Raw genomic sequence first — 23839 nt, 5'->3', positions numbered from 1 at the left:
GTCCAGGGTGCGGCCGGGCAGCCGCCGGTAGGCGACCAGTGCCGCGTCCCGGCCGAGTTCGGCGGTGGCGGCGACCGGGCGGGTGCGGACCCCGGCGGCGACGGCCGCGTAGGAGACCAGGGCCTCGTGCTCCAGGCCGGTGCGCAGCGAGCGCAGCGCGCGCGGGTGCGGGGCGGTGCGCAGCCGCAGTCGGCGCCAGGCCCGCTGGACCAGGGCGGCGGTGACCGCCTGCCGGTCGAGCAGTTGGACGTCCAGGTCGGGGCGGTCCCCGTGCTGGCGGACCAGGTAGCGGTCCGGGCCGTCCGGGGTGACGGACACCGGCTGCAGGCCGGCCTCGCGCAGGCTGTGCAGCAGCTGGCCGGTCCGGGGCCGGGGGTCCGGGGTGCCGACGGCCCAGCGGGTGCCGTGGGCGGCCGTCCAGCCGATCAGCACACCGAGCAGCAGCGCGGTCGGGGTGGCCGCCCCGGCGGCGATCCCGGCCAGCGCGGACAGGGTGAGGACGGTCCACGGCACCCGGCGTTCGCGGGCCGCGGAGGCGGTGAGGAAGGCCAGGACGGGCGCCAGGTAGCCGTAGACCGGCTCGGTGTGGGCGAGCGGGGCGCCGGGCAGCGGCCGGGTCAGTGCGGAGACCAGGGAGAACGGCGCGGGGTCGTCGATCCACAGCGCGAAGAGCAGGGTGACCCCGTACGCCAGGACGGCGGCCAGCACGCCGTCGGCGAGCTGTTGGAGGACGTGCCGCCGGTCGGCCCCGGGGGCCAGCAGCCGGCGGGCGGCCGAGCAGCCGGGCAGGAGCAGCAGGGCGGCGGTGGTGAGGCCGGTGGCGACGCCGCCCAGCGGGTGCGGGATCAGGGCGGCGGCGCCGCCGACGTCCTCGGCGAGGCCGTTGGTGGTGGCGCGGGCGTAGTCGGCGGACAGCAGGGTCAGGGCGATCACGACGAGGCCCGCGAGCAGCCGGATCAGCGCGGCCGGCTGGCGGACCCGGCCGGTGGCGGCTATGCCCGGGGGGCCGGGCGGGGGCGGCGGGCCGGCCGCCGTGCCGTCCGCCGGGACGCCCGCTGTGTCGCCCGCTGTGCCGTCCGAAGTGTCGCCCCCCGTGCTGTCGTCCGTGCCGTCGACCGTGCCGCCGGCCCTGCCGCTTGTCGCGTTCCCCGTCGCATCCCCCACGGACGGCATGCTCCCACGAGCCCCCGGCAGCGTGTCTCGGGGCGCGGGGCGGGCCCGCCGTCACTACCCTGCGTCCCATGAGCGCCTGCGAAGACCTCGCCGCCGCACCCCGGGACCTCGCGCCCCTGCCACCCCTGGACGGCTGCGCCGACTGCCTGGCGCAGGGGCGCCGGGACTGGGTGCATCTGCGGCTCTGCCTGGACTGCGGCCGCATCGGCTGCTGCGACTTCTCGCCGCAGCGGCATGCCACCGCGCACTTCCACAACAGTTCCCATCCGGTGATCCGCTCCTACGAGCAGGGGGAGGACTGGCGCTGGTGCTACGTCCACGAGCTCATGGGGTGACGGCCCGGCCGGGTCGGGGCCCCGACCGGGTTGACGTCCGGGTGCCCATGGGTTGAGGTGTAACTCCCGACAGATCTGGACATAACGCCCGTACGGCCCTCGGTCGGCGCCTGTCCGGCCGACGGCCGCCGAAGGGAGCCGACGATGACCAAGCAAACAGCGGGGAGCCCTCACAAGCTCCGCCGCGGCACCCAGGAGCTGCTGGAGCGCCGGGGGATGGCCACGATGCCGATCGCGCTCCCGCCCCGCCCGGCCGGTTCCGCGCGGGCCGCCGCCGGATCCGCGAGCGCCGCCTTCCGGCACGGCGGCCGGGACTCCGCGACCGCCGTCCCGCACCCCGCGCCCGCGCAGCACGCCGAACTCAAGGGCCACCGCCACCGCGGCGCCGAGAAGCACAGCGCGCACTGACCCGACCGCGCGCCCCGGTCACCGTCCTGATGTGCGGTCAGGGCCGGTCCGGGGCGCGCGGCGGTGCTGTCGGTGGCCTGCGGTACGTTCGGGACGATCGACGGCGGCGGGCGAGTGGGGGTACGGGCGATGGCCGAGCTGATGACGGAGGAGCCGGTCGAGCTCCAGTTGGAGCGGTACCGGACGGAGTTGACCGGGTACTGCTACCGCATGCTCGGCTCGGTCTTCGAGGCCGAGGACGCCGTCCAGGACACCATGGTCCGGGCCTGGCGCCACCACCGCGGCTTCGAGGGCCGCGCCGCGCTCCGCTCCTGGCTCTACCGGATCGCCACCAACGTCTGTCTGGACGCGCTGAACGGCCGCAACGCCCGGGCCCGGCCGATGGACCTGGCCGGCCCGTCCACCGTGGCCACCGCGACCGATGCCCGGCTGCCCGAGGTCGCCTGGCTCGGCCCGGCGCCGGACGGCCGGGTGCTGCCCGAGACGGCCGACCCGGCCGAGGTGGCCGCGCAGCGCGAATCGGTGCGGCTGGCCTTCGTCGCCGCGCTCCAGCGGCTGGCGCCCCGGCAGCGGGCGGTGCTGATCCTGCGCGAGGTGCTCGGCTGGCGGGCCAACGAGGTCGCCGAACTGCTCGGCGTCACCGTCGCCTCGGTGAACAGCGCGCTCCAGCGGGCCCGGGCCGCGCTCGCCGCCGACCCCGCCGCGAGCCGCCCGGCCCCGACCCTGGACGAGGACCACCGGGCGCTGCTGGCCCGGTACGTCGCCGCGTTCGAGGCGTACGACATGGACGGTCTGGCGGCGCTGCTGCACGAGGACGTCACGCTCAACATGCCGCCGTTCGCGCTCTGGCTGACCGGGCACGCGGACATCCGGGAGTGGATGCTCGGTCCCGGGTCCGGCTGCCGGGGTTCCCGGCTGGTGCCGGTGGTGGCCAACGGCAGCCAGGCGTTCGGGCAGTACCGGCCGAGCCCGGCGGGCGGGCACGAGCCGTGGTCGCTGATCGTGCTGGAGGTGTCATCGGGCCGGATCACCGGGGTCACCAACTTCCTCGACACCGAGGTGCTCTTCCCGCTGTTCGGCCTGCCGCCCCGGCTGGAGGCCGGGGAGTAGCCCCGCCTCCCCGCCGTACGCCTCCCAGTACTCCCCGCCGTCCTGCTCCTCGTCCGGTTCGACGAGCAGTACGGCGGCCAGCCCGCTGAACGCGAACAGTTCGCGCAGCGGGCCGTTGGCGTTGCGCAGGACGAGCCGCACGCCGTGCCGGGCCGCGGCGAGCCGCAGCCGGGCCAGGGCGTCGACCACGGCCAGGTCGGGGGCGGTCAGCGCGCCCAGGTCGCAGATCAACGGAGGGGCGGCGGAGGTGCGGGTCTCGGTCTTCACCCAGGGGAGACCGGTCCGGCGCCCGGGGCTCATCGGCCCGCCGGGAAGTTCTCCGGAAAGTCCGCCGGAAAAACTTCGCCGGGGAGCGATGAGTTTCCGCCGGGCCCCCGGTCTACCCCTCCGAAAGCGCGGCACCGGGCCGCGTGCACCGAACAGAGGGAACCACCACCATGACCGAGAACCTCGGCACCCTGTCCATCGTCCGCGAGCTGCCCGCCACCCCGGCCGAGGTGTTCCGCGCGTACGTCGAGCCCGAGCAGTTCGTCCGCTTCTGGGGCCCGGTCGGCACCACCGTCCCGCTGGACACCGTGACCATCGAGCCGGAGGTGGGCGGGCGCTTCGACAGCACGATGGTGCTGGAGGCCACCGGCGACCGCTACCCGGTGCGCGGCCGGTTCACGGCGGTTCGCGAGGGCGAGCTGCTGGAGTTCCTGGAGGAGGGCGTCGGCCTGACCGGCCGGATCACCCTCACCGACCTCGGCGACGGCCGGACCGAGGTGCGGATGGAGCAGGAGAACGTCCCGGCGATGTACCTGGGCCCGGAGGCCGAGGCCGGGCACAACTCCAGCTTCGACCGGCTGGTCGAGCACCTCGCGGCCCGTCGCTGAGGCCGGCGGGGCCCGGCTGGCAGAGTGGGGCGCACATCGTCCCAGAGCCCGAGGAGGGCCCGCCGTGCCGGTCGAGCCGTTGAAGTCCCGTGAAGAGTGGTTGGCCTCGTTGCCGCGGATCTACGCGGCGGCGGGGTGCGTCCTGCGGGACGCGTCCGGTCGGATCCTGCTGGTGAAGGCCGGGTACCGGGAGCACTGGCAGTTCCCGGGCGGGACGATCGACCTCGGGGAGGGCCCGGCCGAGTGCGCGGCCCGGGAGCTGCTGGAGGAGACCGGCATCGTCCGCGAGGCCGGCGAACTGCTGGCCATCTCCTGGACCCACCCCTCGGGCGAACTCGACCACCCGGCCGAGCACTTCCTGTTCGACTTCGGCAGTGTCCCGGACGGCACCCCCGTGACCGTCCCGGCCGGCGAACTCGACGACCACCGCTGGGTCGAGGACCGGGAGGCGCTCGAACTCCTGGGCCCGGCGCGCTCGCTGCGGCTGCGTGCGGCGCTGGAGGCGAAGGCCGACGGCCGGGTGCGGATCGTCACCACCCACGTGTCGGGCTTCTGACCGCGACCGGCGTCCCGGTCGTCCAGGCCATCCCGGTCGTCCCGGTCGTCCTGGCCGTCCCCGCCGTCCCCGCCGGTGTCCCGGGGGCGCGCCCGTCCCGCGGCCCCCGGAACGGTCCGGTCACGCCTGCCCGGCGCCGGTGCCGTCGGTGCCCGGGGCGGTGAACGCGGCGAGGATCTCGACGACGAACCGCTCGATCCCCTCCTTCCGCACACCGAGGTCGTCCAGCACCCCGGCGCCGTTCTCCAGCTCCAGCAGGGCGAGCAGGATGTGCTCGGTGCCGACGTAGTTGTGACCGAGCTTCAGCGCCTCCCGGAAGGTCAGCTCCAGCGCCTTCTTCCCCCGGGCGTCGTACGGGATCAGCGCCGGCACCTCGGCGGCCGGGGCGGGCAGCGCCGCCGTCGCGGCGGTGCGCAGCGCCTCCGGGGTGACGCCCTGGCCGACGAGCGCCCGCGCGGCCAGGCCGTCGGGCTCGACCAGCAGGCCGAGCAGCAGGTGCTCGGCCCCGATCTCGGCGTTGCCGGCCCGGCGGGCCTCCTCCTGGGAGGCCATCACCACGTGCCGGGCCCGGTCGGTGAACCGGCCGAAGCCCTGGCTGGGGTCGAGGTCGTTGGGCGTGGCCGGGTCCTTGGGCACGAAGCGCTTCTGGGCGGCCTGCTTGCTGACGCCCATGCTGTGGCCGATGTCGGTCCAGGAGGCGCCGGAGCGGCGGGCCTGGTCGACGAAGTGGCCGATCAGGTGGTCCGCGAGCTCGCCGAGGTGGTCGGCCGCGATGACGGCGTCCGAGAGCTGGTCGAGCGCGTCCGGGTGGAGCTTCTTGATGGCGTCGATCAGGTCGTCGAGGCGCAGCGGAGTGCTCTTGGGAACGATCGGATTCTCCATGCCGTCAACCGTAGGTTGTCGATACCGAATCGTCAACCATCGGTTGACGATGGGGCGAGTTGGAGTCTCAGGGGGCCAGCAGCCGGCTGCGGACGGCCGCGAGGTCGGCGGCGGAGACGCCGGCGGCCGACAGCCGGGCGACCGGGTCGAGACCGGCGAGGGCGGCGTGCACGGCGGCCTCGGCGGTGGTGCCGGCCTCGGCGAGCACGGCGTCGATCCGCCGGTACTGGTCCGGGAGGCCGAGCATGCCGTAGAGGGGGCGGACGTTGGGGGCGCTCAGCAGGTAGTCGGCGACGATCTCGGCGGGCTCGACCTCGGCGAGGGCGAGCAGCAGCAGTGCGGCGAGGCCGGTCCGGTCGCGGCCGGCGCCGCAGTGCACGACCAGTCCGCCGGGGCGGGCGCCGGCGATCGTCGCGATCAACTCGGCGACGGCGCGCGGGCAGTGGTCCAAGTAGGGGCGCAGGGCGAGCGGGGTGCCGTCGAGGTGGCCGTAGGCTTGCCACCAGGCGGGGCCGGCGAGTTCGTCCAGCGGGACGCGGATCAGTTCGACGTCCCCGGGGAGAGGGAGGAGCGGCTTGTACTCCTCGATGTTGCGCAGGTCGACGACGGTGCGCACGTCGTGGTCGAGCAGGGCGTCCCAGCCCTCGGCGGTGAGGCGGTCGAGGTTGTCGGCCCGGGCGATCGCCCGGCGGGTGGTGCGGGTTCCGGCGGTGGTGGGCAGTCCGCCCAGGTCGCGGACGTTGAGGCAGCCGTCCCAGACGAGCGTGCGGTCCTCGGTGGCGGTGGTGCGCGCGTCTGCCCGGCTCATCAGGTTCCCCGTTTTCCTCGGCGAGGGGGTCCCGTTACCCCCTCGTTATGTGGACTACCGGTGGAGCGGGATGGTTCCTCGGATCGTCCGATGATCAGGGTGTGACGGTTCGACAGCGGTCCGTCGGCGGCGGTCCGAGGTCGGTCGGCGGTACGTCGGCGGTCCGTCGGTGTCCGGGTGCCGCTCAGGCGGCGGCGGCCTCGGTGCGGACCAGCTTCTCCATCGGCTGCGCGGCGGCCTGCCCGAGCATCGAACCGGCGACGATCGCGCCGACCAGCAGCACCGTGGACAGCCACGCCATGGTCGCCACCGGCAGGGTGAAGGCGCCGGCCACCCGGGCCACGCACTCGGCGAGCAGCGCGGAGCCCCAGATCACCGAGAACAGCCGCTCGTAGCGGCGGAACGGCCGCGAGCCGGCGGCGAGCCGGTCCCAGGCGGCCTCCCGGGCGGCCTCGCCCTTGGTGAGGAAGGGGCGCAGCGCGGCGGACATCAGCGGCCGGGCGGTCAGCGCGGAGCCCAGGATCGCCAGCGCCATGAAGCCGCTGAGCACGGCCTCCTTGGCGAGCATCAGCCGGGCGTCGCCGCTGACGGTGGTGAGCACCAGGCCGACCAGGTTCACCCCGAGCATCAGGGCGGCGAAGCGGTTCAGCGTCCGGTCCTTGGCCAGGCCGAGAACGGTCCGGGCGACCGGGAACGCGCTGCTCCAGGCGAGGGCGGCGAACTCGCTCGTCCCGAGGCCGGAGTGGAGGAGGTAGAAGGCGGCGAGCGGGCCCGCGATGTCGACGGCGAGCGGGCGGAGGGTCCTGACGAGCGGGTGCGGTGCCTTGGCGGTGACGGCGGTGGCGGCGCCGGTGGTGACGGCGTCGGCGGCGGCGATCTGGCTCATGGTGGGTCCTCCCCGGACTGGCTGCTCGGTCGGCGGGGCGTTGCCCGCTCCGTCGTGCCTCCAGTGTTCCGAGCGGGACCCCTCGCCCAGCAGTGCCGTCCGTTGCGGGATCCGCATGACAGTTGTCACGGTGCGCGCCGTGACAGTGCAGCCGAGCTGCGAATACGCCCGACCTGTGAGGGAGTTGACGCAACGTCGGGCCGACCCGCGGTCAGCTGCGCTCGAAGTCCCAGAGCGGCCGGCCCAGGGTGTCCGCGCAGTGCACGGCGGTGAAGCGCTCGTCCTCGGCCGACAGGAATCCCCGGGCGACGCCGCGCAGCACGGTGCGGGCGGCGGCGTCCGCCCGGGTCCAGGCGCCGGTCAGCACCAGCACCCTGCCGACCAGCTCCGCGCGCTGGATCCGGGCCACCGGGACGGCCAGCAGCGTGGTGTTGACCTGCTCCAGTTCGGCGGCGGACAGATAGGTCTCGCCGGTGCCGTCACCGCGCTCCCGGTCCAGCCGGCGGCGCAGCTCGGGCAGCCCGTAGTGGCGGACGGCGGCCACCGAGTCGTCCAGCGCGACCTGCCAGCGCGGCCCGGGCAGCACCTCCCACCAGACGTCCTCCCGCACCGGCAGCAGCTCGCCGATCCGGGACCGCCAGGACTCGATGCCGTAGACGGCGCGCGGGTCCGGTCGCGGACCGGGGAAGGCCGCGGCGGACCAGTCGGCGCGGCTGACCAGGCTCAGGTCGAAGGTGTAGCGGACCCGTCCGTCGGCGGGCCGCTCGACCACGCCGACCATGGCCCAGTGGGTCGGGTCGGGGAGGGCGAAGGTCCGCCGCCCGCCGGTGAGGCCCAGGAGCCGGAGCGCGGGCGCGAGGTGGTCGCGCAGGCCGCGTTCGTGGAACTCGCGGGCGGTGGTCATGACGGTCCCTGGGGGTCGGGGCAGGCAGTGCTCGGCGGCACCCGGGGCGGGGGAGGGGCTGGGCGCGGGCGGCGGCGGCCGGAACGGATCGTTCACCTACAACGTAGGCAGGGCGGCGGTCGCGCGGCCGCGGGCGAAGGCCAGCAGGTCCCGGGACCTTCGCCCCGCGCGCGGTCCGTCCAAGGGCCCGGCGACGTGTGCCCGCCGGGTCCGGGAGCGCCTGCGGACCGCCCCGGGGCCGCCCGCGGACCGGGCCGGGGCCGGACCGGGTAACGGTCGGGCTCACCGGACCGGGGCGTTCGCCCGGATGGCGCATGATGTGGCGGGTGCAGAGTGCAGAACGCCCCGGAGCGGGCACCGACAGCCCCGTCGGCCGGTCCGGACCGGTCACGACGTCAGGCCCGCCCCTCGGCCCGCCCCCGCGCGAGGCCCCCGCCCCCGCCCCCGTCGATCTGACCGAGGCCGTCCGGGCCGCCCAGCGCGGGGACGAGGAGGCCTTCCGACTGCTCTTCCGCAGCGTGCAGCCGGGTCTGCTCCGCTATCTGCGGGTGCTGGTCGGCGGGAGGCCCGAGGACGCCCAGGACGCCGAGGACATCGCCTCCGAGGCCTGGCTCCAGATCGCCCGCGACCTGGGCTCCTTCTCCGGGGACGGCGACGGCTTCCGCGGCTGGGCCGCGACCGTCGCCCGCAACCGGGCCCTGGACCACCTGCGGGCCCGGCGCCGACGGCCGGTCGCCGACCTGCCGGTCGAGTACCTCGCCGAGCTGGCCGGCGGGGACGACACGGCCGGGGCGGCCCTCGCCTCCGTCGGCACCTCGGACGCGCTGGCGCTGATCTCCCGGCTGCCGCGGGACCAGGCCGAGGCGGTACTGCTCCGGGTGGTGATGGAGCTGGACGCGAACAGCGCCGCCCAGGTGCTCGGCAAGCGCTCCGGCAGCGTCCGGATGGCCGCGCACCGGGGGTTGAAGCGGCTCGCCGAGCTGCTGGAGCAGTCCTTCCCGACAGGTGGGGGCGGTGGTGCGGCGGGTGCCGGGATCCCGGCCTCGCGGTCGGTCCCCGACAACGGTCCGGCGGGCAGCGGGACCGTGCGGCAGGGCCGTGGAAGATCCGCGAGAAAAAGTTCTCCCCAAGGTGTGACAGAACGCCGGGCCGCGACGCTGAAGGACATGAGATGAGCACCAACCGACCCCGTCGGATCGACCGTGACACCGCCGAGCAGCTGCTCGCCGGTGCCGTGGGCGGCCCGCCGGCCGGACAGGGCGCCTCGCTCACCGGCCCGGACGGCAGCACCGGGCGCACGGGGTCCCCCCGGTCCGAAGCCGGACCGGCAGACCGGGTCGCCCGTGTGCTCGCCGCCGCCGCGGCGCCGGCGACGGGGGGCGAACTGGCCGGGGAGGAAGCGGCCCTGGCCGCGTTCCGGGAGGCCCGTCTCGCGTCCGCAGCAGTACCCGCCGCACCCGCACCCGTCCGGAGACGTTCGATGGCCGCCGCCACGCTGACCAGGGCCTTCAGTACGAAGGCCGCTGCCGTCGTGCTCGGTGCCACGGCGCTGGGCGGGGTCGCGGTCGCGGCCGGCACGGGCAACCTTCCGGTGACCCTGGGCGGCGGTTCGGACCAGCCGCACCGGGGGGTGGTCGCCCCGGACACCTCCGCCCCGTCGGCCACCGCGGCGACGCGGTCCGAGGCACCGGCCGCCCGGCCGGCGAACCCGCCGTCCGCCTCCGCTCCGACCGGTGGCGCGAGCGGCGGTGCGTCGTCCGGCAGTCCGTCCCGTCCCGGTACCGCCTCGGGCGGCCCGGCCGCCGCGGACCCGACCACGGCCGATCCGTCCGGGCCGGAGAAGCGGACCGAGGAGACGCCTGCCCGCACCCCGGGCGAGGGCCGGAGTTCCGCGACCCCTTCCGCCCACGCGGCCCTGTGCAAGGTGTTCGCCGACCGGGCGGGCAAGGGCGAGCGCCCGAGGCTGCTGGTCGCGGATCCGCAGTTCGGCGTGCTGATCGCGGAGGCCGGCGGGCCGGACAAGGTGGCGGACTACTGCGCGCGGGCGCTCCGCGACCCGGGCGACGACGACCACAAGGACGCCTCCGGCCAGGGCTCCGGCTCCGGGGACTCCCGGCCGGGCGCCGGTTCCGGCTCGGGCTCGGGCAGGTCCGGCGGCGGCTCCGGACCGGGCGGCGGAGACAGCCAGGGCAGCAACAGCCAGGGCGGTACCGGTCAGGGCGGCACCAGCCAGGGCGGCAAGAACAAGGACGGCGACCCCGCGGCCGCGGCCGGTGGCAGCGGTCCGGGCTCCGGTCCGGGCAACGCGGGCAGCGGCGGGAACGGCGACGGCGGCTCCGGCCGCGCACCGAGGACCGCCACCGTCCCGCCGGCGGCGGACCCACCCGTAGGGCCGGGGCCGGACCGCACGGCACGACCCGACAGCACCCCGGGCAACCGGAGGTGACCCAGAACTCCGGATGAGCGGCGGGCGAATCCCCCCGGGCCCGTCGTTCATCCGGACCGCTCCACCCCGCACCACCGCAGTACCCGCATCACCGCAGTACCCGCTCCACCCGGACCCCGGGTGGCCGGTCGGCCCCCCCGTGCCCACCGTCCACCCGGCCGGACCGGACGGACCGGCCGGCGCACCCCGGAACGCGCCGCCGGTCCGGACGGACCGGACCCCGCCGGCCCGCCCGCCCGCAGTCAGGGCGGGCCGGCACCCGCTCGACCTGCCTGCCGAACCGCACCGATCGTGCCCCTCCACCGGGCACGACCACGAGCCGGCGGTCGGGGATCCGCTGCCCGGTTCCCCGGCCGCCACCCCTTCCCGCGGCGGGCCGTCGGCGGACGGGCCGGTCACCCCCGGGGGCTATCGTGCACACGTGCACGAGGCGGTCCGGGACCCCGGACAGGGCCTCTGAGGGGAGCGGTTCCAGGTGATCGGACGCGCGCTGAACGGGCGCTACGAGCTCGTCGAGATACTCGGCGTCGGCGGCATGGCCACCGTGTGGCGCGGGGTGGACCACGTGCTGGGCCGCCAGGTGGCCGTCAAGGTCCTCAACGGGGGGCTCGCCGACGACCCGAGGTTCGCCGAGCGGTTCGGCCGCGAGGCGCAGCACGCCGCGATGCTGGTCCACCCGAGGATCGCCATGGTCTTCGACTCCGGCCTGGACCAGGGCTCGCCGTACATTGTGATGGAGCTGGTGCAGGGCCGGTCGCTGGCCGTGCTGCTGGCCCAGCGCCCGGGGCTGCCGGTCGAGCAGGCGGTCGGGATCGCGGCCGCGGTCTGCGAGGGGCTGGCCCACGCGCACGCGGCGGGCCTGGTGCACCGGGACATCAAGCCCGGCAACATCATGATCACCCACGACGGCGGGGTGAAGGTGGTGGACTTCGGCATCGCCCGCGCTGGCTCCTCGCACAACCTCACCCAGACCGCCTCGGTGCTCGGCACCGCCGCCTACCTGTCGCCCGAGCAGGCCACCGCGAGCCCGGTGGACGGCCGCACCGACCTCTACGCGGTCGGCTGCGTGCTCACCGAGATGCTCACCGGCTCGCCGCCGTTCGAGGCCGAGACCCCGGTGGCGATCGCCTACAAGCACGTCGGCGAACTGCCGCTGCCGCCCTCCGTCCGGCGGCCCGGCCTGCCGCCCGCCCTGGACACGGCGGTGCTGCGCCTCCTCTCCAAGCACCCGGCCGACCGCCCCGCCGACGCCGCCGCCGCGCGGGCCGAACTGCTGGCCTGCGTCCCGGGGCTGGTGCCCGCCGACCCGACCACCGAGCTGCTCGCCGCGGCCTTCCCCCAGGCCGTGCCGCCGTCGGCCGACCAGCGGCACACCACCCTCCTGCCGCCGCAGCCGGCGCCGCCGGCCGCCACCTCGGTGATGGCGCCGATCCCGGCCGCCGCTCCGTTCCCGGCGGCCGAGCCGGTGCGGGAGAGCCGCCGCCGGCCGATCGTGTTCGGGGCCCTGGGCCTGGCCGGTGCGGCCGGGGCGGCGATGCTCGCCCTCACCGCCTTCGACGAGCCGTCCAAGCCCGCCGCCGCGCCGTCCGCCCGGCCCACCACGACCGCGCCGGTCACCCCGGCGCCCACCCCGACGCAGGCCCCCGCCCCGACCCCGACGGCCACCACCCCGTCCCCGACGCCCTCGGCCGCCCCCACCACCCAGCCGCCGCACAACCAGGCCCCGCTGGTGCAGATCAACGCCCTGCGCCAGAGCGTCGCGCAGACCCAGGTGGAGAAGGACCGGGCCCGCCAGATCGAGCTGCTCCGCACCCTCGACGAGGCCACCGCCAAGATCAACGAGGGCCGGCCCGACGACGCCGCGAACAAGCTGAAGAGCGCCCAGCGCACCGTCCGCGACCTCGCCAAGCGGCACTCCATCGAGGGGCCGACCTACCAGAACTGGAACTCCCGTCTCTCGGCCCTCATCACCTCCCTCAACGCCACCGCCGACCAGGACGACTGAGCTCCGGGCCGGGTGTCCCGGGGCAGGAGCCGGTCAGGCGCCGAGGAAGCGCTGGAGTTCGTCGAGCAGGTAGTTGGCGCCCGTGCAGCCGATGCCCTGGAACCACAGCTGGTCGTCGACGGGGAAGGCGCGGTGGGCCTTGACGGCCTCCAGGGCCTGCCAGCCGGGGCTCGCGAGGGTGGCGGTGAGGCCGTTGCGCTCCGGGTCGCCGTAGCCGGCGTACAGGAGCAGGTCGCCGTCGGCCCTGGCGAGCTGGTCCGGCGGGAGCTCCTGGTCCGGTCGGTCGGTGTTCTGGGAGTCCGGGCGGGGGACGCCGACGTCGGCGAGGACGGCGCCGGGGAAGGTCTGCCGGCCGTAGAGGCGGATCCCGCCGCCCTCGACGAAGCGGACCAGGCTGACCTTCCGGCCGCCCGCCCTGGCGTTCGCGAGCGCGGCGGTCACCTGGTTGACGTGCCGCTGGTACGAGGCCATGAACGCCGCCGCGGCGTCCTGCCGGCCGAGCGCCTCGGCGTGGGTCTGCAGATCGGCCTTCCAGGCCGCGCCGGTGGTGGCGGTGAGGACGGTCGGGGCGATCGCCCGCAGCTCGTCGTAGCGGCCGCCGTCGCGGGACTGGTTGGAGAGGATGAGGTCGGGCCGCAGCGCGCGGACGGCGGCGAGGTCCGGGGCGCCGATCGGTCCGACGTAGGCGATCGGGGCGAGCCGGGAGGCGGGCCAGTAGTCGGGGAAGGCCGGGTCCGCCGCCGCCCGGGCCGCGCCGACCGGGGTGATGCCGAGGGTGAGCGCGGAGTCCAGTTCGGCGGTGTCCAGCACGACGACCCGCGCGGGTGCCCCGGGCACGGTGACCGGGCCGGTGGCGGTGGCCACGGTGACGCTCGGCGGCGCGGTGGGGGAGGGGGCCTCGGCGGCGGCCGCGAGGTCCATCGGCGGGGGCGCGGCGGGCCGGCCCGTGCAGCCGGTGAGCGCGGCGCCCCCGAGCCCGCCGAGCAGCGCGGTCAGCAGGGTGCGGCGGGTGATCGGGGACATCGGCACCTCGGGCGGCTCGGACAGCGCAGACGGGCGGAAGGACACGGCAGCGCGTCGATTATGTCCGAATTGGTGCGTAAAAAGCGGCTATGCGTCCACGGTGGCCGCCCACGGCGCGCCCGGCACCACCAGCGGAGTGCCGGTCACCGGGTCCGGCACCACCACCGACTCCAGCCCGAACACCTCGCGCACCAGCTTCGCCGTGACCACCTCGGCCGGCGGTCCCTGGGCGACGATCCGCCCGTCCTTCATCGCCACCAGGTGGTCGGCGTACCGGGCCGCCTGGTTGAGGTCGTGCAGCACCGCGACGACCGTCCGGCCGCGTTCCACGTTCAGCCGCCGGACCAGGTCCAGCACCTCCACCTGGTGCGCGATGTCCAGGAAGGTGGTCGGCTCGTCCAGCAGCAGGATGTCCGTGCCCTGGGCGAGCGCCATGGCGATCCAGACCCGCTGCCGCTGCCCGCCGGACAGCTCGTCCACACCGCGTTCGGCCAGCTCGGCGGTCGAGGTGCGCTCCAGCGCCTCGGCGACCGCGGCCTCGTCCTCCGCCGACCACTGCTGCCACCAGCTCTGGTGCGGCTGGCGGCCGCGCGACACCAGGTCGGCGACCGCGATGCCCTCGGGGGCGGACGGCGACTGCGGCAGCAGCCCGATCCGCCGGGCGATCCGCTTGGTGGGGACGCGGGCCAGCTCCTCGCCGTCCAGCAGCACCGCGCCGCGGACCGGCTTCAGCAGCCGCCCCAGCGCGCGCAGCAGGGTGGACTTGCCGCAGGCGTTGGGGCCGACGATCACGGTCACCCGGCCGTCCGGGATCCGCAGGTCGAGCCCCTCGGCGACGGTGCGGGCCTCGTAGGCGAGCGTCAGGTCCCGCGCCTCCAGGCGGTGGGACACCCGCTGCACGGGCTCGGCGGACTCGGTGTCGGGCAGCATCGGGGCCTCCACGGCTCAGGAACCTCCACGGCGGGAGCGGATCAGCAGCCACATCAGGTACGGCGCGCCGACCAGCCCGGTCACCACACCGACCGGCAGCTCGACGGGCGCCAGCAGCCGGCGGGCCAGCAGGTCGGCGAGCACCACGACCAGCGCGCCGGTCAGTGCCGAGCAGAACAGCGGGATCTGGGCCGACCGGGCCAGCCGCACGGCGATCTGCGGGGCCATCAGCGCCACGAAGTCCACCGGTCCGGCGGCGCCCGCCGCGCAGGAGGCGAGCACCACGCCGAGCAGGGCCATGCCGAGCCGGATCCGGTCCAGCCGCAGCCCCAGGCCGACGGCGGTGGCGTCGTCGAAGGAGATCGAGCGCTGGGCCCGCGCCGCCCACAGCGCCACCGGCACGGCGGCCAGCAGCACCCAGGCCAGCCAGCCGGCCTGGTCGTACCCGGAGCCGTTCAGGCTGCCGGTCATCCACACCTTGGCGGCCTGCGCCTGGAAGCCGTCCCCCTTGGTCAGGAACACCGAGGTCAGGGAGGAGAGCGCGACCGAGACACCGATGCCGATCAGCACGAAGCGCTGGGCGTGCAGCCCGCGCCGCCAGGCCAGCAGGTACACCAGCAGTCCGGCCGCCAGCCCGCCCGCGACGGCCGCGTACGGCACCTGGCCGGTGGAGTCGACCACGCCGTAGGCCAGCAGGCCGACCACGGTGGCGGTGGCGCCCCAGGAGACACCGACCACGTCCGGGCTGGCCAGCGGATTGCGGGCGACGGTCTGGATCAGTGCCCCGGCCAGTCCGAGCGCGGTGCCGGCCAGCAGGCCGACCACCACCCGGGGCAGCCGGAACTCGCCCACCACCAGCTCGTGCGGGCTCGGCTGTCCGAGCACCACCTTCAGCACCTCGCCGGGCGCCACGGTGGACTCGCCCAGGCAGAGCGAGGCGACGACGGTGGCGGCCAGCGCGAGCAGCAGGCCGAGCGCGGCGAGGGCCGAGCGCCGGTGCAGCAGGAAGGAGGCCGGTCCGGCCCGCAGCACGGTGTAGCCGCGCAGGGCGACGGTGCTCATGCGGCCACCACCTTCCGCCGCCGGACCAGCGCGACCAGCACCGGGACGCCGACCAGGGCGGTCATCACCCCGGCCGGCACCTCGGAGGGCGGGAACAGCACCCGGCCGAGCGTGTCGGCGAGCAGCAGCAGCGCGGGGCCGAGCACGGCCGAGAGGGCCAGCACCCAGCGGTGGTCCGCCCCGGCCACCGCGCGCGCGGCGTGCGGCACGGCCAGACCGACGAAGGCGACCGGCCCGGCCGCCGCGACCGCCGACCCGGTCAGCACGGTGGCTCCGAGTGCGCCGACCGCGCGGACCGGTCCGGTCCGCGCGCCGAGGCCCTTGGCGGTGTCGTCGCCGAGCGCCAGCGCGTCCAGCCCGCGCGCCACCGACAGGACCAGCACCGTGCCGACGGCCAGGAACGGCAGCAGCTGCCGGGCGACGTCCGCGTCCCGCCCGGAGAGCGAGCCGACGTGCCAGAACCGGAACTGGTCCATCGCGGCCGCGTCGGTGGTGAGCACCAGGGTGTTGAGGGAGGCGATGAACGCGGAGATCGCCGCGCCGGCCAGCGCCAGCTTGACCGGCGAGGTACCGCCCCGGCCGCGTCCGGCGAGCCCGTACACCAGGACGGTGGCGAGCACCGCGCCGGCGAAGCCGAACCAGACGTACCCGGTGAGCGTGGAGACCCCGAACACGGAGATCGCCACCACCACGCCGGCCGCCGCGCCCTGGCTGACGCCGAGGATGCCGGGGTCGGCGATCGGGTTGCGGGTGATGCCCTGCATGACGGTGCCGGCCAGGCCGAGCGCCGCGCCGACCGCGAGGCCGACGACGGTGCGTGGCAGCCGCAGCTCGCGGATCACCACGGCGTTGGTGCTGTCCCCGCCGTGCAGCAGGGCGTCGACGGTGTCGCCGAACGGGACGGTGCGGCTGCCGACCGCCAGGCTCAGCAGCACCGCACCGGCCAGCAGGGCCAGCGCGGCGGCGAGCCACAGTATTCGGCGGCGCAGCAGCCGGGCTCTTCCGGGTGCGGTGGTGTCGGTCATGGCTCTCTCTCGCAGATAGCTCAGGCAAACCTAAGTTCCGCGTCGAAGCCGGGGCAAATCCCCCCGCCCGCCGAGGCCGAGGCCGAGGCCGCGGCCGGGCGTCGGGCCGGCCGGGCCGGTTGGATAGCCTGACGGCATGCCTGTGACCTCGGACGTCCCGCTGACCGTGGGTTTCGACCTCGACATGACGCTGCTCGACACCCGGCCCGGGATCCGGGCCACCTATCTGGCGCTGTCCGCCGAGACCGGCACCGCCATCGACGCCGACCTGGTGGTCACCCGGCTCGGGCCGCCGCTCCTGGACGAGCTGCGCAACTGGTTCCCGGCGGAGGATCTGGACGCGGTCGCCCACCGCTACCGCACCCTCTACCGGGACCACGCCTTCGCGCCGACGGTCGCCCTGCCGGGCGCGCACGCCGCCCTGGACGCGGTCCGCGCGCACGGCGGCCGGGTCGCGGTCATCACCGGCAAGTACGAGCCGAACGCCCGGCTCCACCTGGAGCACGCGGGACTGCGCGCGGACGCGCTGGTCGGCGACCTGTGGGCGGAGACCAAGGGCGTGGCCCTGCGCGAGCACGGCGCCACCGTCTACGTCGGCGACCACCTCGGCGACATCCGGGGCGCCAAGCACGCGGACGCGGTGGCGGTGGGCGTGGCGACCGGCCCGTACGGCGCCGAGGAGCTGCTGGCGGCCGGCGCGGACGTGGTGCTGTCCGACCTCACGGCCTTCCCGGCCTGGCTCGACGGGCACCTGGCCGCCCGCTGAGGCCAGTGTCGGCGCCCGAGCCGGTGCCCCGATCCGGTGCCCCGTGCCGACCCCGTGCGGCGGCGCCGTCAGGCGTCGGCGCGGACCCGGCGCCGCTGGGCGCGCGCGGAGAGCAGCAGACCGGTCAGGGCGAGCAGGAAGCCGAGCGGCATCAGCATGCTCAGCCAGTACGCGGCCGACGGCAGCGGCGTCAGGTGCAGGAACAGCGGCACGAAGGTCACCAGGGTGGCGAGCGCGCCGATGCCGAAGACGATCGTGCCGGCCTTGACGTAGACGTCGCCTCGGTCGGCGCTCTGGCTGCCGACGCTGCTCGCGCTGCTCACGGGGCTTGCTCCTCTGCGGCGGGGTTCGGCCGCGGCGGCGGGTCCGGCGGCCGTCCCAGTCTCGCAGAGTCGCCCGGGACGCGGGCCGCCGCGGTACCGCCGGGGCGGCCCCGGAAGCGCTTCGCGGGCGAGCGGTCCCGTCACGTTGCGCAGTTTTCCGGGCGCTGGGAGTTTTGATCCCTGCTGGGCGGGGGTATGCAGGCTGTGCCGAGGGGTGCGATCAGTGCGCCCCGTTCTCTCCGACCGGAGGTGTGAGCCAGTGGACAGCGTCGAGTCGCGCCCGGGTCATGCCGATTCCGGGTCGCGCGTGGCCGTCGGGGCTCCGTACGGAACTTTCGCGGAACGCGGATGAGACAGTGACGGACCGTTAGTCTGCTCCTTACAGTGTGCTGATCGTGCGCGCCCCGCAGGGCGCGTCCCCCGGGTCGGCCCGCTCTCCCACCCAGTGATCCCCGGCCAGGGCCGGGATCCCTCATACCCACATCGAGGACTGTTCGAGATGCCCACCGGCCAGGTCAAGTGGTTCAACGAGACGAAGGGCTTCGGCTTCCTGTCGCGCGACGACGGCGGCGATGTCTTCGTCCACACCAAGGCGCTGCCCGCCGGAATCACGTCGCTCAAGCCGGGGCAGCGGGTCGAGTTCGGCGTGGTCGCCGGGCACCGCGGCGACCAGGCGATGCAGGTCCAGCTGCTGGAGGCGCTGCCCTCGGTGGCCGCCGCCCAGCGCAAGAGCCCGGACGACATGGCGGCGCTGGTCCAGGACCTCATCACGATGATGGACGCGGTACTGCCGGGGCTCCAGCACGGCCGCTACCCCGCCAAGCCGGCCGGGCAGAAGCTCGCCGTCCTGCTGCGCGCGGTGGCCGAGCAGTTCGACGTATGAGTCACCCGCCCGACCGGCGACGGTCGGGCGGGCGGCGGCTCAGAAGTCCAGCGCACCCGGGCCGAGCGGGGGGACCAGGCCCTCCGCGGCGGCCCGGGTGAGCAGCGCGCGGACGGCCGCGTGCCCCTCCTCGCCGAGCTCCGCGGTGAACTCGTTGACATAGAGCGCGATGTGCTGGTCGGCGACGTCCGGGTCCATCTCCTGGGCGTGCTCCAGCACGTACCGGCGGCTGGCCTCCGGGTCGTCCCAGGCCTGTCGGACGGAGGCGCGGATCGCCTCGGTGAGCGCGCGCAGCCGCTCCGCGCCGAGCGAGCGCCGGGCGATGATGGCGCCGAGCGGGATCGGCAGGCCGGTCTCCCGCTCCCAGGCCTCGCCCATGTCGGCCAGGCTGCGCAGACCGTAGTTCCGGTAGGTGAACCGGGCCTCGTGGATGACCAGGCCGGCGTCCACCCGGCCGTCCCGCACGGCGGGCATGATCTCGTGGAACGGCAGCACCACGATCCGGCCCAGGCCGCCCGGTACCGCCTTCGCCGCCCACAGCCGGAACAGCAGGTAGGCGGTGGACCGCTCGGAGGGGACGGCGACGGTCTTCCCGCTCAGGTCGTCCCCGCTGTCCGGGCGGGTGAGCACCAGCGGGCCGCAGCCGCGACCGAGCGCACCGCCGCAGGGCAGCAGGGTGTACTCGTCCAGCACCCAGGGCAGGGCGGCGTAGCTGACCTTGAGGACGTCCAGCTCGCCGCGCTCGGCCAGGCCGTTGGTGACGTCGATGTCGGCGAAGGTGACCTCGGGGGCGTCCGCGCCCGGGACCAGGCCGTGCGACCAGGCGTGGAAGACGAAGGTGTCGTTGGGGCAGGGTGAGTAGGCGACGCTCAGCCGTTCAGCCACGGCCGGCCTCCTTCGGCGCTCGGCGCGGTCCGGGCGGGTCGGCCCGGTGGGACTGCGGTTGCCCGGCGGCCCGCGGCCCGGTCGCCACCGGGTCCGACGGGGTCTGCGGGGTCTGCGGGGGCTGGGCAATCGGCGGGGTCTGCGGGTCCAGGGCCGGCAGGACCGGCAGGGCCGGCCAGGGCAGGGCGGCGAAGGCCCGCTCCAGCGCGCCGAGGGCCTCGCCGATCCGCCAGGCGGACCGGTCGCGCGGGCCCACCGGGTTGGAGACGGTGCGCAGCTCGAACGCCGGCACCCCGTGCCGGGCGGCGGCCTCGGCGACCCCGAAGCCCTCCATCGCCTCGGCCACCGCGTCCGGGTGGCGGGCGGTCAGGGCGGCGGCGCGCCCGGCGCTGCCGGTCACGGTGGAGACGGTCAGCACGGCGCCGGTGGCCAGGGTGTCCACCCCGGCGGCCCGCAGCGCCTCGGCGACCAGCGCCACGGTGGCCGGCGCCGGGGTGTGCCGGACGGTCCCGAAGCCCAGCTCGGTGACGTCGGCGAAGCCTTCCGGGGTCTCGGCGCCCAGGTCGGCGGCGACGATCGCGTCGGCGACCACGGTGGTGCCGACCGGCGCCCCAGGGGCGAAGCCGCCGGCGATCCCGGCGGAGACCACCAGTTCGTACCGGTCACCGGCGGGTGCGGAGAGCGCCGTGAGCGCGGTGGCGGCGGCGGCCGCCGCGGCGCCCGGGCCGACCCCGCCGGCCAGCACGTCCACCGTCGCGCCGGAGGGGTGCGCGACCCGGTCCAGCGCGCCCCCGGGCAGCGGCACCCGCCGGGCCGTGCCGCCGAGGCCGCGCAGCACGGCCTCGGCCTCGGCCGGCACCGCGACGACGACGAGCAGCCGGGCCCGCGCGGGGCCCGACTGCTCGTCGGGAAGTCGTACCGTCACCGGTCGACCGTCAGCTGTCCTGGGTGTTCAGCTGGAAGTACCACACGCCGTAGATCGCGTCCGGCTGCTTCGGGTCGCTCTCGACCACGGTGACCAGGGTCTTGCCGGAGGAGTTGAGCGCCTTGCTGGCCGGCACCGAGCCCGAGTAGGTGGCGTCCTTGGCCGCGGTGGCCAGGATGAACCGGCCGCCCTGCGCCTGCTGGCCGCCGTTGGTGTTGGCCCACCAGCCGCGGTCGGCCACGTCGGGGCTCACGCCGACGCCGATCCGGTCGCTCATGGTGACGTCGGACTTGGGGAGGGTGCCCTCGTCCAGAGCCTTGCCGGCCTTGTCCTGGCACTCCTCCTGCTGCTGCTCGGTCAGCGGCTTGCCCTCGTTGAAGCAGAAGGGGTCCTTGACCGTCGAGGAGTTGCCGACGACCAGCGTGACGCGGTGGTCGCTGATCTCGTGCTGGCTGGACGCGAAGGCAATGGACCCGCCGACCGTGCCGGCGGCGATGACGACGACGGCGCCGAGGCCGGCGATGACGCGGGTGCTGAGGCTCATGCGTCAGAGGCTACCGGGCTTTCGCGATCACGCTACGCGGGGGTCGGCAACCGCGTGTTGTCCCCGGACGTCGCCCCGGACGTCGCCCCGGACGTCGCCCCGGGCGCGGGCCGGCGCGGCGGCCGCTCACGCCACCCGGGGCGCGGCGGGCCGGTGGCGCACACCCACCCGCAGGAGCGAGCGGAACGTCCACAGCAGCACCGCGCCGACTACGGCGGCGGCCACCGAGAGACCCAGCGCGCCGTTCAGCGGCAGCAGGATGCCGACCGCGCCGCCCGCCACCCAGGACATCTGGAGCAGGGTCTCCGAGCGGGCGAAGGCCGAGGTCCGCACCGACTCGGGCACGTCCCGCTGGATCAGCGCGTCCAGCGACAGCTTGCCCAGCGAGGCCGCCATCCCGGCCGCCGCGGCCACCGTCACCACGGTGACGGTGCTGTACCAGAGCGCGGCGGCGGCGGTGGCGCAGCCGGCCAGCAGCAGCATCGCGGTGACCGTCATCTCCGGGCTGCGGGGCCGCAGCCACGACCCGAGCGCCGAACCGATCGCGTTGCCCGTCCCCGCGGCCAGCGCCACCAGCCCGAGCGCCAGGGTCGGCTGCAGGCCGCCGATCGGCTCCTCGCGGAGCAGGAACGCCAGGAACATCACCAGGAAGCCGACCAGCCAGCGCATCGCCGCCATCGCCCGCAGGGCCAGGATCACCGAGGGCCCGACGGTGCGCAGCGAGGCCTTGGGCCGCTGCCCCGCGGCCGGCTCCGGCGGGGGCTCCGGCGCGGGGGCGTTCCGGCCGTGCAGGACGCCGTGGTGGCCCGGCGGGTGCTCCTCGGCGTGCAGCACGGCCCGCTGCTCGCCCTTGGCCGAGTCCACCGTGTGCGGCAGGTGGAAGGCCATCAGGGTGCCGGCCACGAAGACCAGGAAGGCGCCGCGCAGCGGCCAGCCGGGACCGATGAGGTGCAGCAGCCCGCCGACCCCGGCCGCGACCATGGTGGCCAGCAGCCCGGCCAGGGTGACCCGGGAGTTCGCCTTCACCAGCGACAGCCGGCTGGGCAGCAGCCGGGGCACCACGACGCTGCGCACCACCCCGTACGCCTTGGACGCGACCAGGACGCCGAGCGCCTCCGGGTAGAGCGCCAACCCGCCGCCGGTCACCACGCCGGCCATGGTCCAGGCGAGCACCGCGCGGGCCAGCATCGACATCGCCATGGCGGCCCGGCGGCCGTGCGGCAGCCGGTCCAGCAGCGGGCCGATCACCGGGGCCAGCAGGGCGAACGGCGCCATGGTGACGAGGAGGTAGAGCGCCACCCGGCCGCGGGCCTCGCCGGTCGGTACCGAGAAGAAGATCGTGGAGGCGAGCGCCACGGTGATGAGCATGTCCCCGAACGCGTTCAGGGCGTGCAGCTCGATCAGCTTGGCCAGGCCGGACTCGCCGGCGCCCTCGGCGGCGGTGGCCCGGCGGATCCGGCGGCCGGTGCCGTGCACCACCTTGCCGGTCCGGGATCCGGCGGCGGAGGCGGTGCGGACCAGGAAGTGCCGGCGCTGCTCCTCGCCGTCGCCGTCGTCCTGTTCGTCGTGCCCGTCCGGCCCGTCCCGGTCGTCCGGCGGGTCCTGGCCGCCGCCCGCCGCCGTCCCCACCGGGGCCGGGGCAGGGCCGTCCGGTCCGTCCGCAGGGGCGCCGGCCGACTCTGCGGCGGGCAGTGAGGAGGGGTCCACCGACCGCGGTTCCCCCGCGGCGTGGACCGGAGACTGCTGTCGCGGCACGGCGTTCGCTTCGTCGGGGCTGCCGGCCTGCGAGGCGTGCAGTGCGTGCTGCGACGGTTTCTCGTCCGCCACATGCCCATCCTGCCCCAGAATCGGGAGGACGACGCGGGATTCCGCTCCGCGCCGCGCGAGCGGGGGCCGCCGTTCCCGTCCCGGACGCCCCGGATCCACTCCGGAACGCCCCGGACTGTGCCCGGTGGCCGACCGGCGGGTAGCCTGCCCAGAGTCCGCCCGAGTGCCCGACCGGCGCCGGCGGACCGGACCAGCGGCGCGGCCGGTATCCGCGGCAGGCCGCAGTCGCGCAGAATGGACGAGGGAATCCGAGCCGCGACGGAAAAGGCAACTCGCCGTGGGCGACAGAAGAAATGGGAGAGAATCGACGCCGTGAGTGCAGCGATGCGAAGCCGTACCCCTGATCGGCTCTGTGCCGAGGCCGTCGAACTCGCCCGTCAGGCCGCCGAGGACGCTGTCGGTGCCGAGACCGTCGGGGGGCACCTGGGTGTCCAGGCCGAGACCGACCGTGTCGTGACCCACACCTTCGAGTGCCTGGACGCGGCCTACCGCGGCTGGCACTGGGCGGTCACGGTGGCGCGCGCACCGAGGGCCAAGAACGTGACGCTGGACGAGGTCGTCCTGCTGCCGGGCCCCGACGCCGTGCTGGCCCCGCAGTGGGTGCCGTGGAGCGAGCGGCTGCGCCCGGGCGACATGGGCCCTGGCGACCTGCTCCCCACCGACGCCGACGACGTGCGGCTGGAGCCGGGCTGGAGCGGCGAGGACGAGCCCGCGCCGAACTCCGCGCTGGCCCAGGCCGCCCAGGAGGACGTGCTGGTCAGCGACGACCCGGCCGTCCAGCCGGCCCCGGTCCGGGCCCAGATCCGCGCCGTCGCCGACGAGCTGGGCATGGGCCGCAGCCGGGTGCTGTCCCGGCTCGGCCTGCACCTGGCCGCCGACCGCTGGGAGAAGGCCCACGGCGCGCAGACGCCGATGGCGCAGTCCGCCCCGGCCGGCTGTGTCACCTGCGGCTTCCTGATCCCCATCGGCGGCTCGCTGGGCCAGGCCTTCGGGGTCTGCGGCAACGAGTTCGGTCCGGCCGACGGCCAGATCGTCTCCTTCGCCTACGGCTGCGGCGGGCACTCCGAGGCGGCCGTCATCCCGGCCCCGCCGGCGCCGGCCGCGCTGATCCTGGACGAGCTGGTGGTCGAGCCGCTGACGCTGCACCCCGACCGGCTCTCCGGCTCGGTCGAGCCCGACGCCCCCACCGAGGAGCTCGGCCACTCCTAGGGATCGTCACGTCCGGCGGCCCGTCCCACCCCGTGGGGCGGGCCGCCGT

The 23839-nt window shown here is 75.7% G+C and carries 25 protein-coding genes and 1 pseudogene; 11 read left to right on the top strand and 15 right to left on the bottom strand.

Translation table 11 applies throughout. The annotated features are described in order from the left end of the window. Window positions 1–1164, bottom strand: a pseudogene (locus BI06_RS50425) (TIGR00374 family protein); the annotation flags it as partial. Between the two features lie 77 nt (window positions 1165–1241). Between BI06_RS50425 and BI06_RS07800 the strand changes: the two are divergent. The 3 genes from BI06_RS07800 to BI06_RS07790 all read left to right on the top strand — a co-directional run bounded on the left by BI06_RS07800 (window position 1242) and on the right by BI06_RS07790 (window position 3026). Continuing rightward, complete coding sequence (locus tag BI06_RS07800; RefSeq protein ID WP_030393619.1) at window positions 1242–1508, top strand: UBP-type zinc finger domain-containing protein; 267 nt, start codon at window positions 1242–1244, stop codon at window positions 1506–1508. 144 nt (window positions 1509–1652) lie between these two features. Further along, entirely contained in the window at window positions 1653–1916 is a 264-nt protein-coding gene (locus BI06_RS07795; protein WP_149030306.1) for a hypothetical protein, read from the top strand. A gap of 129 nt (window positions 1917–2045) precedes the next feature. Further along, on the top strand, window positions 2046–3026 hold the full coding sequence (locus BI06_RS07790; protein ID WP_078879926.1) for a sigma-70 family RNA polymerase sigma factor: 981 nt from the start codon (window positions 2046–2048) through the stop codon (window positions 3024–3026). Here BI06_RS07790 and BI06_RS07785 read toward each other — a convergent pair. Continuing rightward, window positions 2931–3293: an STAS domain-containing protein gene (locus tag BI06_RS07785; RefSeq protein WP_199523256.1), complete on the bottom strand. Its 363-nt coding sequence runs from the start codon at window positions 3291–3293 to the stop codon at window positions 2931–2933. The genes BI06_RS07790 and BI06_RS07785 overlap by 96 nt on opposite strands. Window positions 3294–3463: 170 nt before the next feature. Here BI06_RS07785 and BI06_RS07780 point away from each other — a divergent pair, with 170 nt between their 5' ends. Together BI06_RS07780 and BI06_RS07775 are read left to right on the top strand one after the other, a co-directional pair. Beyond that, window positions 3464–3901, top strand: a complete 438-nt coding sequence (locus BI06_RS07780; protein ID WP_030393615.1) for an SRPBCC domain-containing protein — start codon at window positions 3464–3466, stop codon at window positions 3899–3901. Between the two features lie 64 nt (window positions 3902–3965). Then, window positions 3966–4457, top strand: coding sequence for an NUDIX hydrolase (locus BI06_RS07775; RefSeq protein WP_051740454.1), 492 nt, complete (start codon window positions 3966–3968; stop codon window positions 4455–4457). 120 nt (window positions 4458–4577) lie between these two features. Here BI06_RS07775 and BI06_RS07770 read toward each other — a convergent pair whose 3' ends face one another. From BI06_RS07770 to BI06_RS07755, 4 genes are all read right to left on the bottom strand, one after another. Beyond that, complete coding sequence (locus BI06_RS07770; protein WP_030393613.1) at window positions 4578–5339, bottom strand: Clp protease N-terminal domain-containing protein; 762 nt, start codon at window positions 5337–5339, stop codon at window positions 4578–4580. Between the two features lie 67 nt (window positions 5340–5406). Then, window positions 5407–6147 (bottom strand): tyrosine-protein phosphatase, encoded by a 741-nt coding sequence (locus BI06_RS07765; protein WP_051740451.1) that lies wholly within the window; start codon window positions 6145–6147, stop codon window positions 5407–5409. 184 nt (window positions 6148–6331) lie between these two features. Beyond that, window positions 6332–7033: a VC0807 family protein gene (locus BI06_RS07760; protein ID WP_030393611.1), complete on the bottom strand. Its 702-nt coding sequence runs from the start codon at window positions 7031–7033 to the stop codon at window positions 6332–6334. A gap of 211 nt (window positions 7034–7244) precedes the next feature. After that, window positions 7245–7937: a hypothetical protein gene (locus tag BI06_RS07755; RefSeq protein WP_030393610.1), complete on the bottom strand. Its 693-nt coding sequence runs from the start codon at window positions 7935–7937 to the stop codon at window positions 7245–7247. A 317-nt stretch (window positions 7938–8254) separates the two neighbouring features. Between BI06_RS07755 and BI06_RS07750 the strand changes: the two genes are divergently transcribed. From BI06_RS07750 to BI06_RS07735, 3 genes are all read left to right on the top strand, one after another. Continuing rightward, window positions 8255–9112, top strand: a complete 858-nt coding sequence (locus tag BI06_RS07750; RefSeq protein ID WP_233290095.1) for an RNA polymerase sigma factor — start codon at window positions 8255–8257, stop codon at window positions 9110–9112. Next, window positions 9109–10383, top strand: a complete 1275-nt coding sequence (locus BI06_RS50420) for a hypothetical protein (RefSeq protein WP_037779736.1) — start codon at window positions 9109–9111, stop codon at window positions 10381–10383. The genes BI06_RS07750 and BI06_RS50420 overlap by 4 nt, the downstream gene beginning before the upstream one ends. A gap of 475 nt (window positions 10384–10858) precedes the next feature. Beyond that, entirely contained in the window at window positions 10859–12388 is a 1530-nt protein-coding gene (locus BI06_RS07735) for a protein kinase (protein ID WP_051740448.1), read from the top strand. Window positions 12389–12421: 33 nt separating this feature from the next. On the opposite strand, the gene BI06_RS07730 is transcribed toward BI06_RS07735, so the two are convergent. The 4 genes from BI06_RS07730 to BI06_RS07715 all read right to left on the bottom strand — a co-directional run bounded on the left by BI06_RS07730 (window position 12422) and on the right by BI06_RS07715 (window position 16428). Beyond that, the gene (locus BI06_RS07730) at window positions 12422–13411 is read right to left on the bottom strand and encodes an ABC transporter substrate-binding protein (RefSeq protein ID WP_030393606.1); all 990 of its coding nucleotides are present in this window, start codon (window positions 13409–13411) and stop codon (window positions 12422–12424) included. An 87-nt stretch (window positions 13412–13498) separates the two neighbouring features. After that, window positions 13499–14341, bottom strand: a complete 843-nt coding sequence (locus BI06_RS07725) for an ABC transporter ATP-binding protein (RefSeq protein WP_199523255.1) — start codon at window positions 14339–14341, stop codon at window positions 13499–13501. 15 nt (window positions 14342–14356) lie between these two features. Continuing rightward, window positions 14357–15403: an iron chelate uptake ABC transporter family permease subunit gene (locus BI06_RS07720; RefSeq protein ID WP_043466661.1), complete on the bottom strand. Its 1047-nt coding sequence runs from the start codon at window positions 15401–15403 to the stop codon at window positions 14357–14359. Beyond that, a complete protein-coding gene (locus tag BI06_RS07715; RefSeq protein ID WP_030393603.1) occupies window positions 15400–16428 on the bottom strand; it encodes an iron ABC transporter permease in 1029 nt (342 codons plus the stop codon). Before BI06_RS07715 ends, BI06_RS07720 begins: the two co-directional genes overlap by 4 nt. Before the next feature lie 136 nt (window positions 16429–16564). Here BI06_RS07715 and BI06_RS07710 point away from each other — a divergent pair, with 136 nt between their 5' ends. After that, window positions 16565–17194, top strand: a complete 630-nt coding sequence (locus BI06_RS07710; protein WP_043466659.1) for an HAD family hydrolase — start codon at window positions 16565–16567, stop codon at window positions 17192–17194. Window positions 17195–17262: 68 nt separating this feature from the next. Here BI06_RS07710 and BI06_RS07705 read toward each other — a convergent pair whose 3' ends face one another. Then, entirely contained in the window at window positions 17263–17517 is a 255-nt protein-coding gene (locus BI06_RS07705) for a hypothetical protein (protein ID WP_030393601.1), read from the bottom strand. Window positions 17518–18016: 499 nt separating this feature from the next. On the opposite strand from BI06_RS07705, the gene BI06_RS55070 reads away from it, so the two are divergent. Continuing rightward, a complete protein-coding gene (locus tag BI06_RS55070; protein ID WP_030393600.1) occupies window positions 18017–18400 on the top strand; it encodes a cold-shock protein in 384 nt (127 codons plus the stop codon). 39 nt (window positions 18401–18439) lie between these two features. On the opposite strand, the gene BI06_RS07695 is transcribed toward BI06_RS55070, so the two are convergent. The 4 genes from BI06_RS07695 to BI06_RS07680 all read right to left on the bottom strand — a co-directional run bounded on the left by BI06_RS07695 (window position 18440) and on the right by BI06_RS07680 (window position 22209). Beyond that, window positions 18440–19285 (bottom strand): 1,4-dihydroxy-6-naphthoate synthase, encoded by an 846-nt coding sequence (locus tag BI06_RS07695; protein WP_030393599.1) that lies wholly within the window; start codon window positions 19283–19285, stop codon window positions 18440–18442. Continuing rightward, complete coding sequence (locus tag BI06_RS07690; protein ID WP_107113311.1) at window positions 19278–20162, bottom strand: futalosine hydrolase; 885 nt, start codon at window positions 20160–20162, stop codon at window positions 19278–19280. The genes BI06_RS07695 and BI06_RS07690 overlap by 8 nt, the downstream gene beginning before the upstream one ends. A 58-nt stretch (window positions 20163–20220) precedes the next feature. Further along, entirely contained in the window at window positions 20221–20754 is a 534-nt protein-coding gene (locus tag BI06_RS07685) for a hypothetical protein (RefSeq protein WP_030393597.1), read from the bottom strand. 126 nt (window positions 20755–20880) lie between these two features. Beyond that, the gene (locus tag BI06_RS07680; protein ID WP_037779782.1) at window positions 20881–22209 is read right to left on the bottom strand and encodes an MFS transporter; all 1329 of its coding nucleotides are present in this window, start codon (window positions 22207–22209) and stop codon (window positions 20881–20883) included. Window positions 22210–22905: 696 nt separating this feature from the next. Here BI06_RS07680 and BI06_RS07675 point away from each other — a divergent pair. After that, window positions 22906–23790 (top strand): DUF3027 domain-containing protein, encoded by an 885-nt coding sequence (locus tag BI06_RS07675; RefSeq protein ID WP_030393595.1) that lies wholly within the window; start codon window positions 22906–22908, stop codon window positions 23788–23790. Window positions 23791–23839: the final 49 nt, after the last annotated feature.

This window comes from Kitasatospora sp. MBT66 (assembly GCF_000710405.2).
Taxonomy (GTDB): Bacteria; Actinomycetota; Actinomycetes; order Streptomycetales; family Streptomycetaceae; genus Kitasatospora; species Kitasatospora purpeofusca.
Note: the sequence above shows the minus strand (reverse complement) of the source record. Positions and strands in the feature narration are given on the sequence as shown.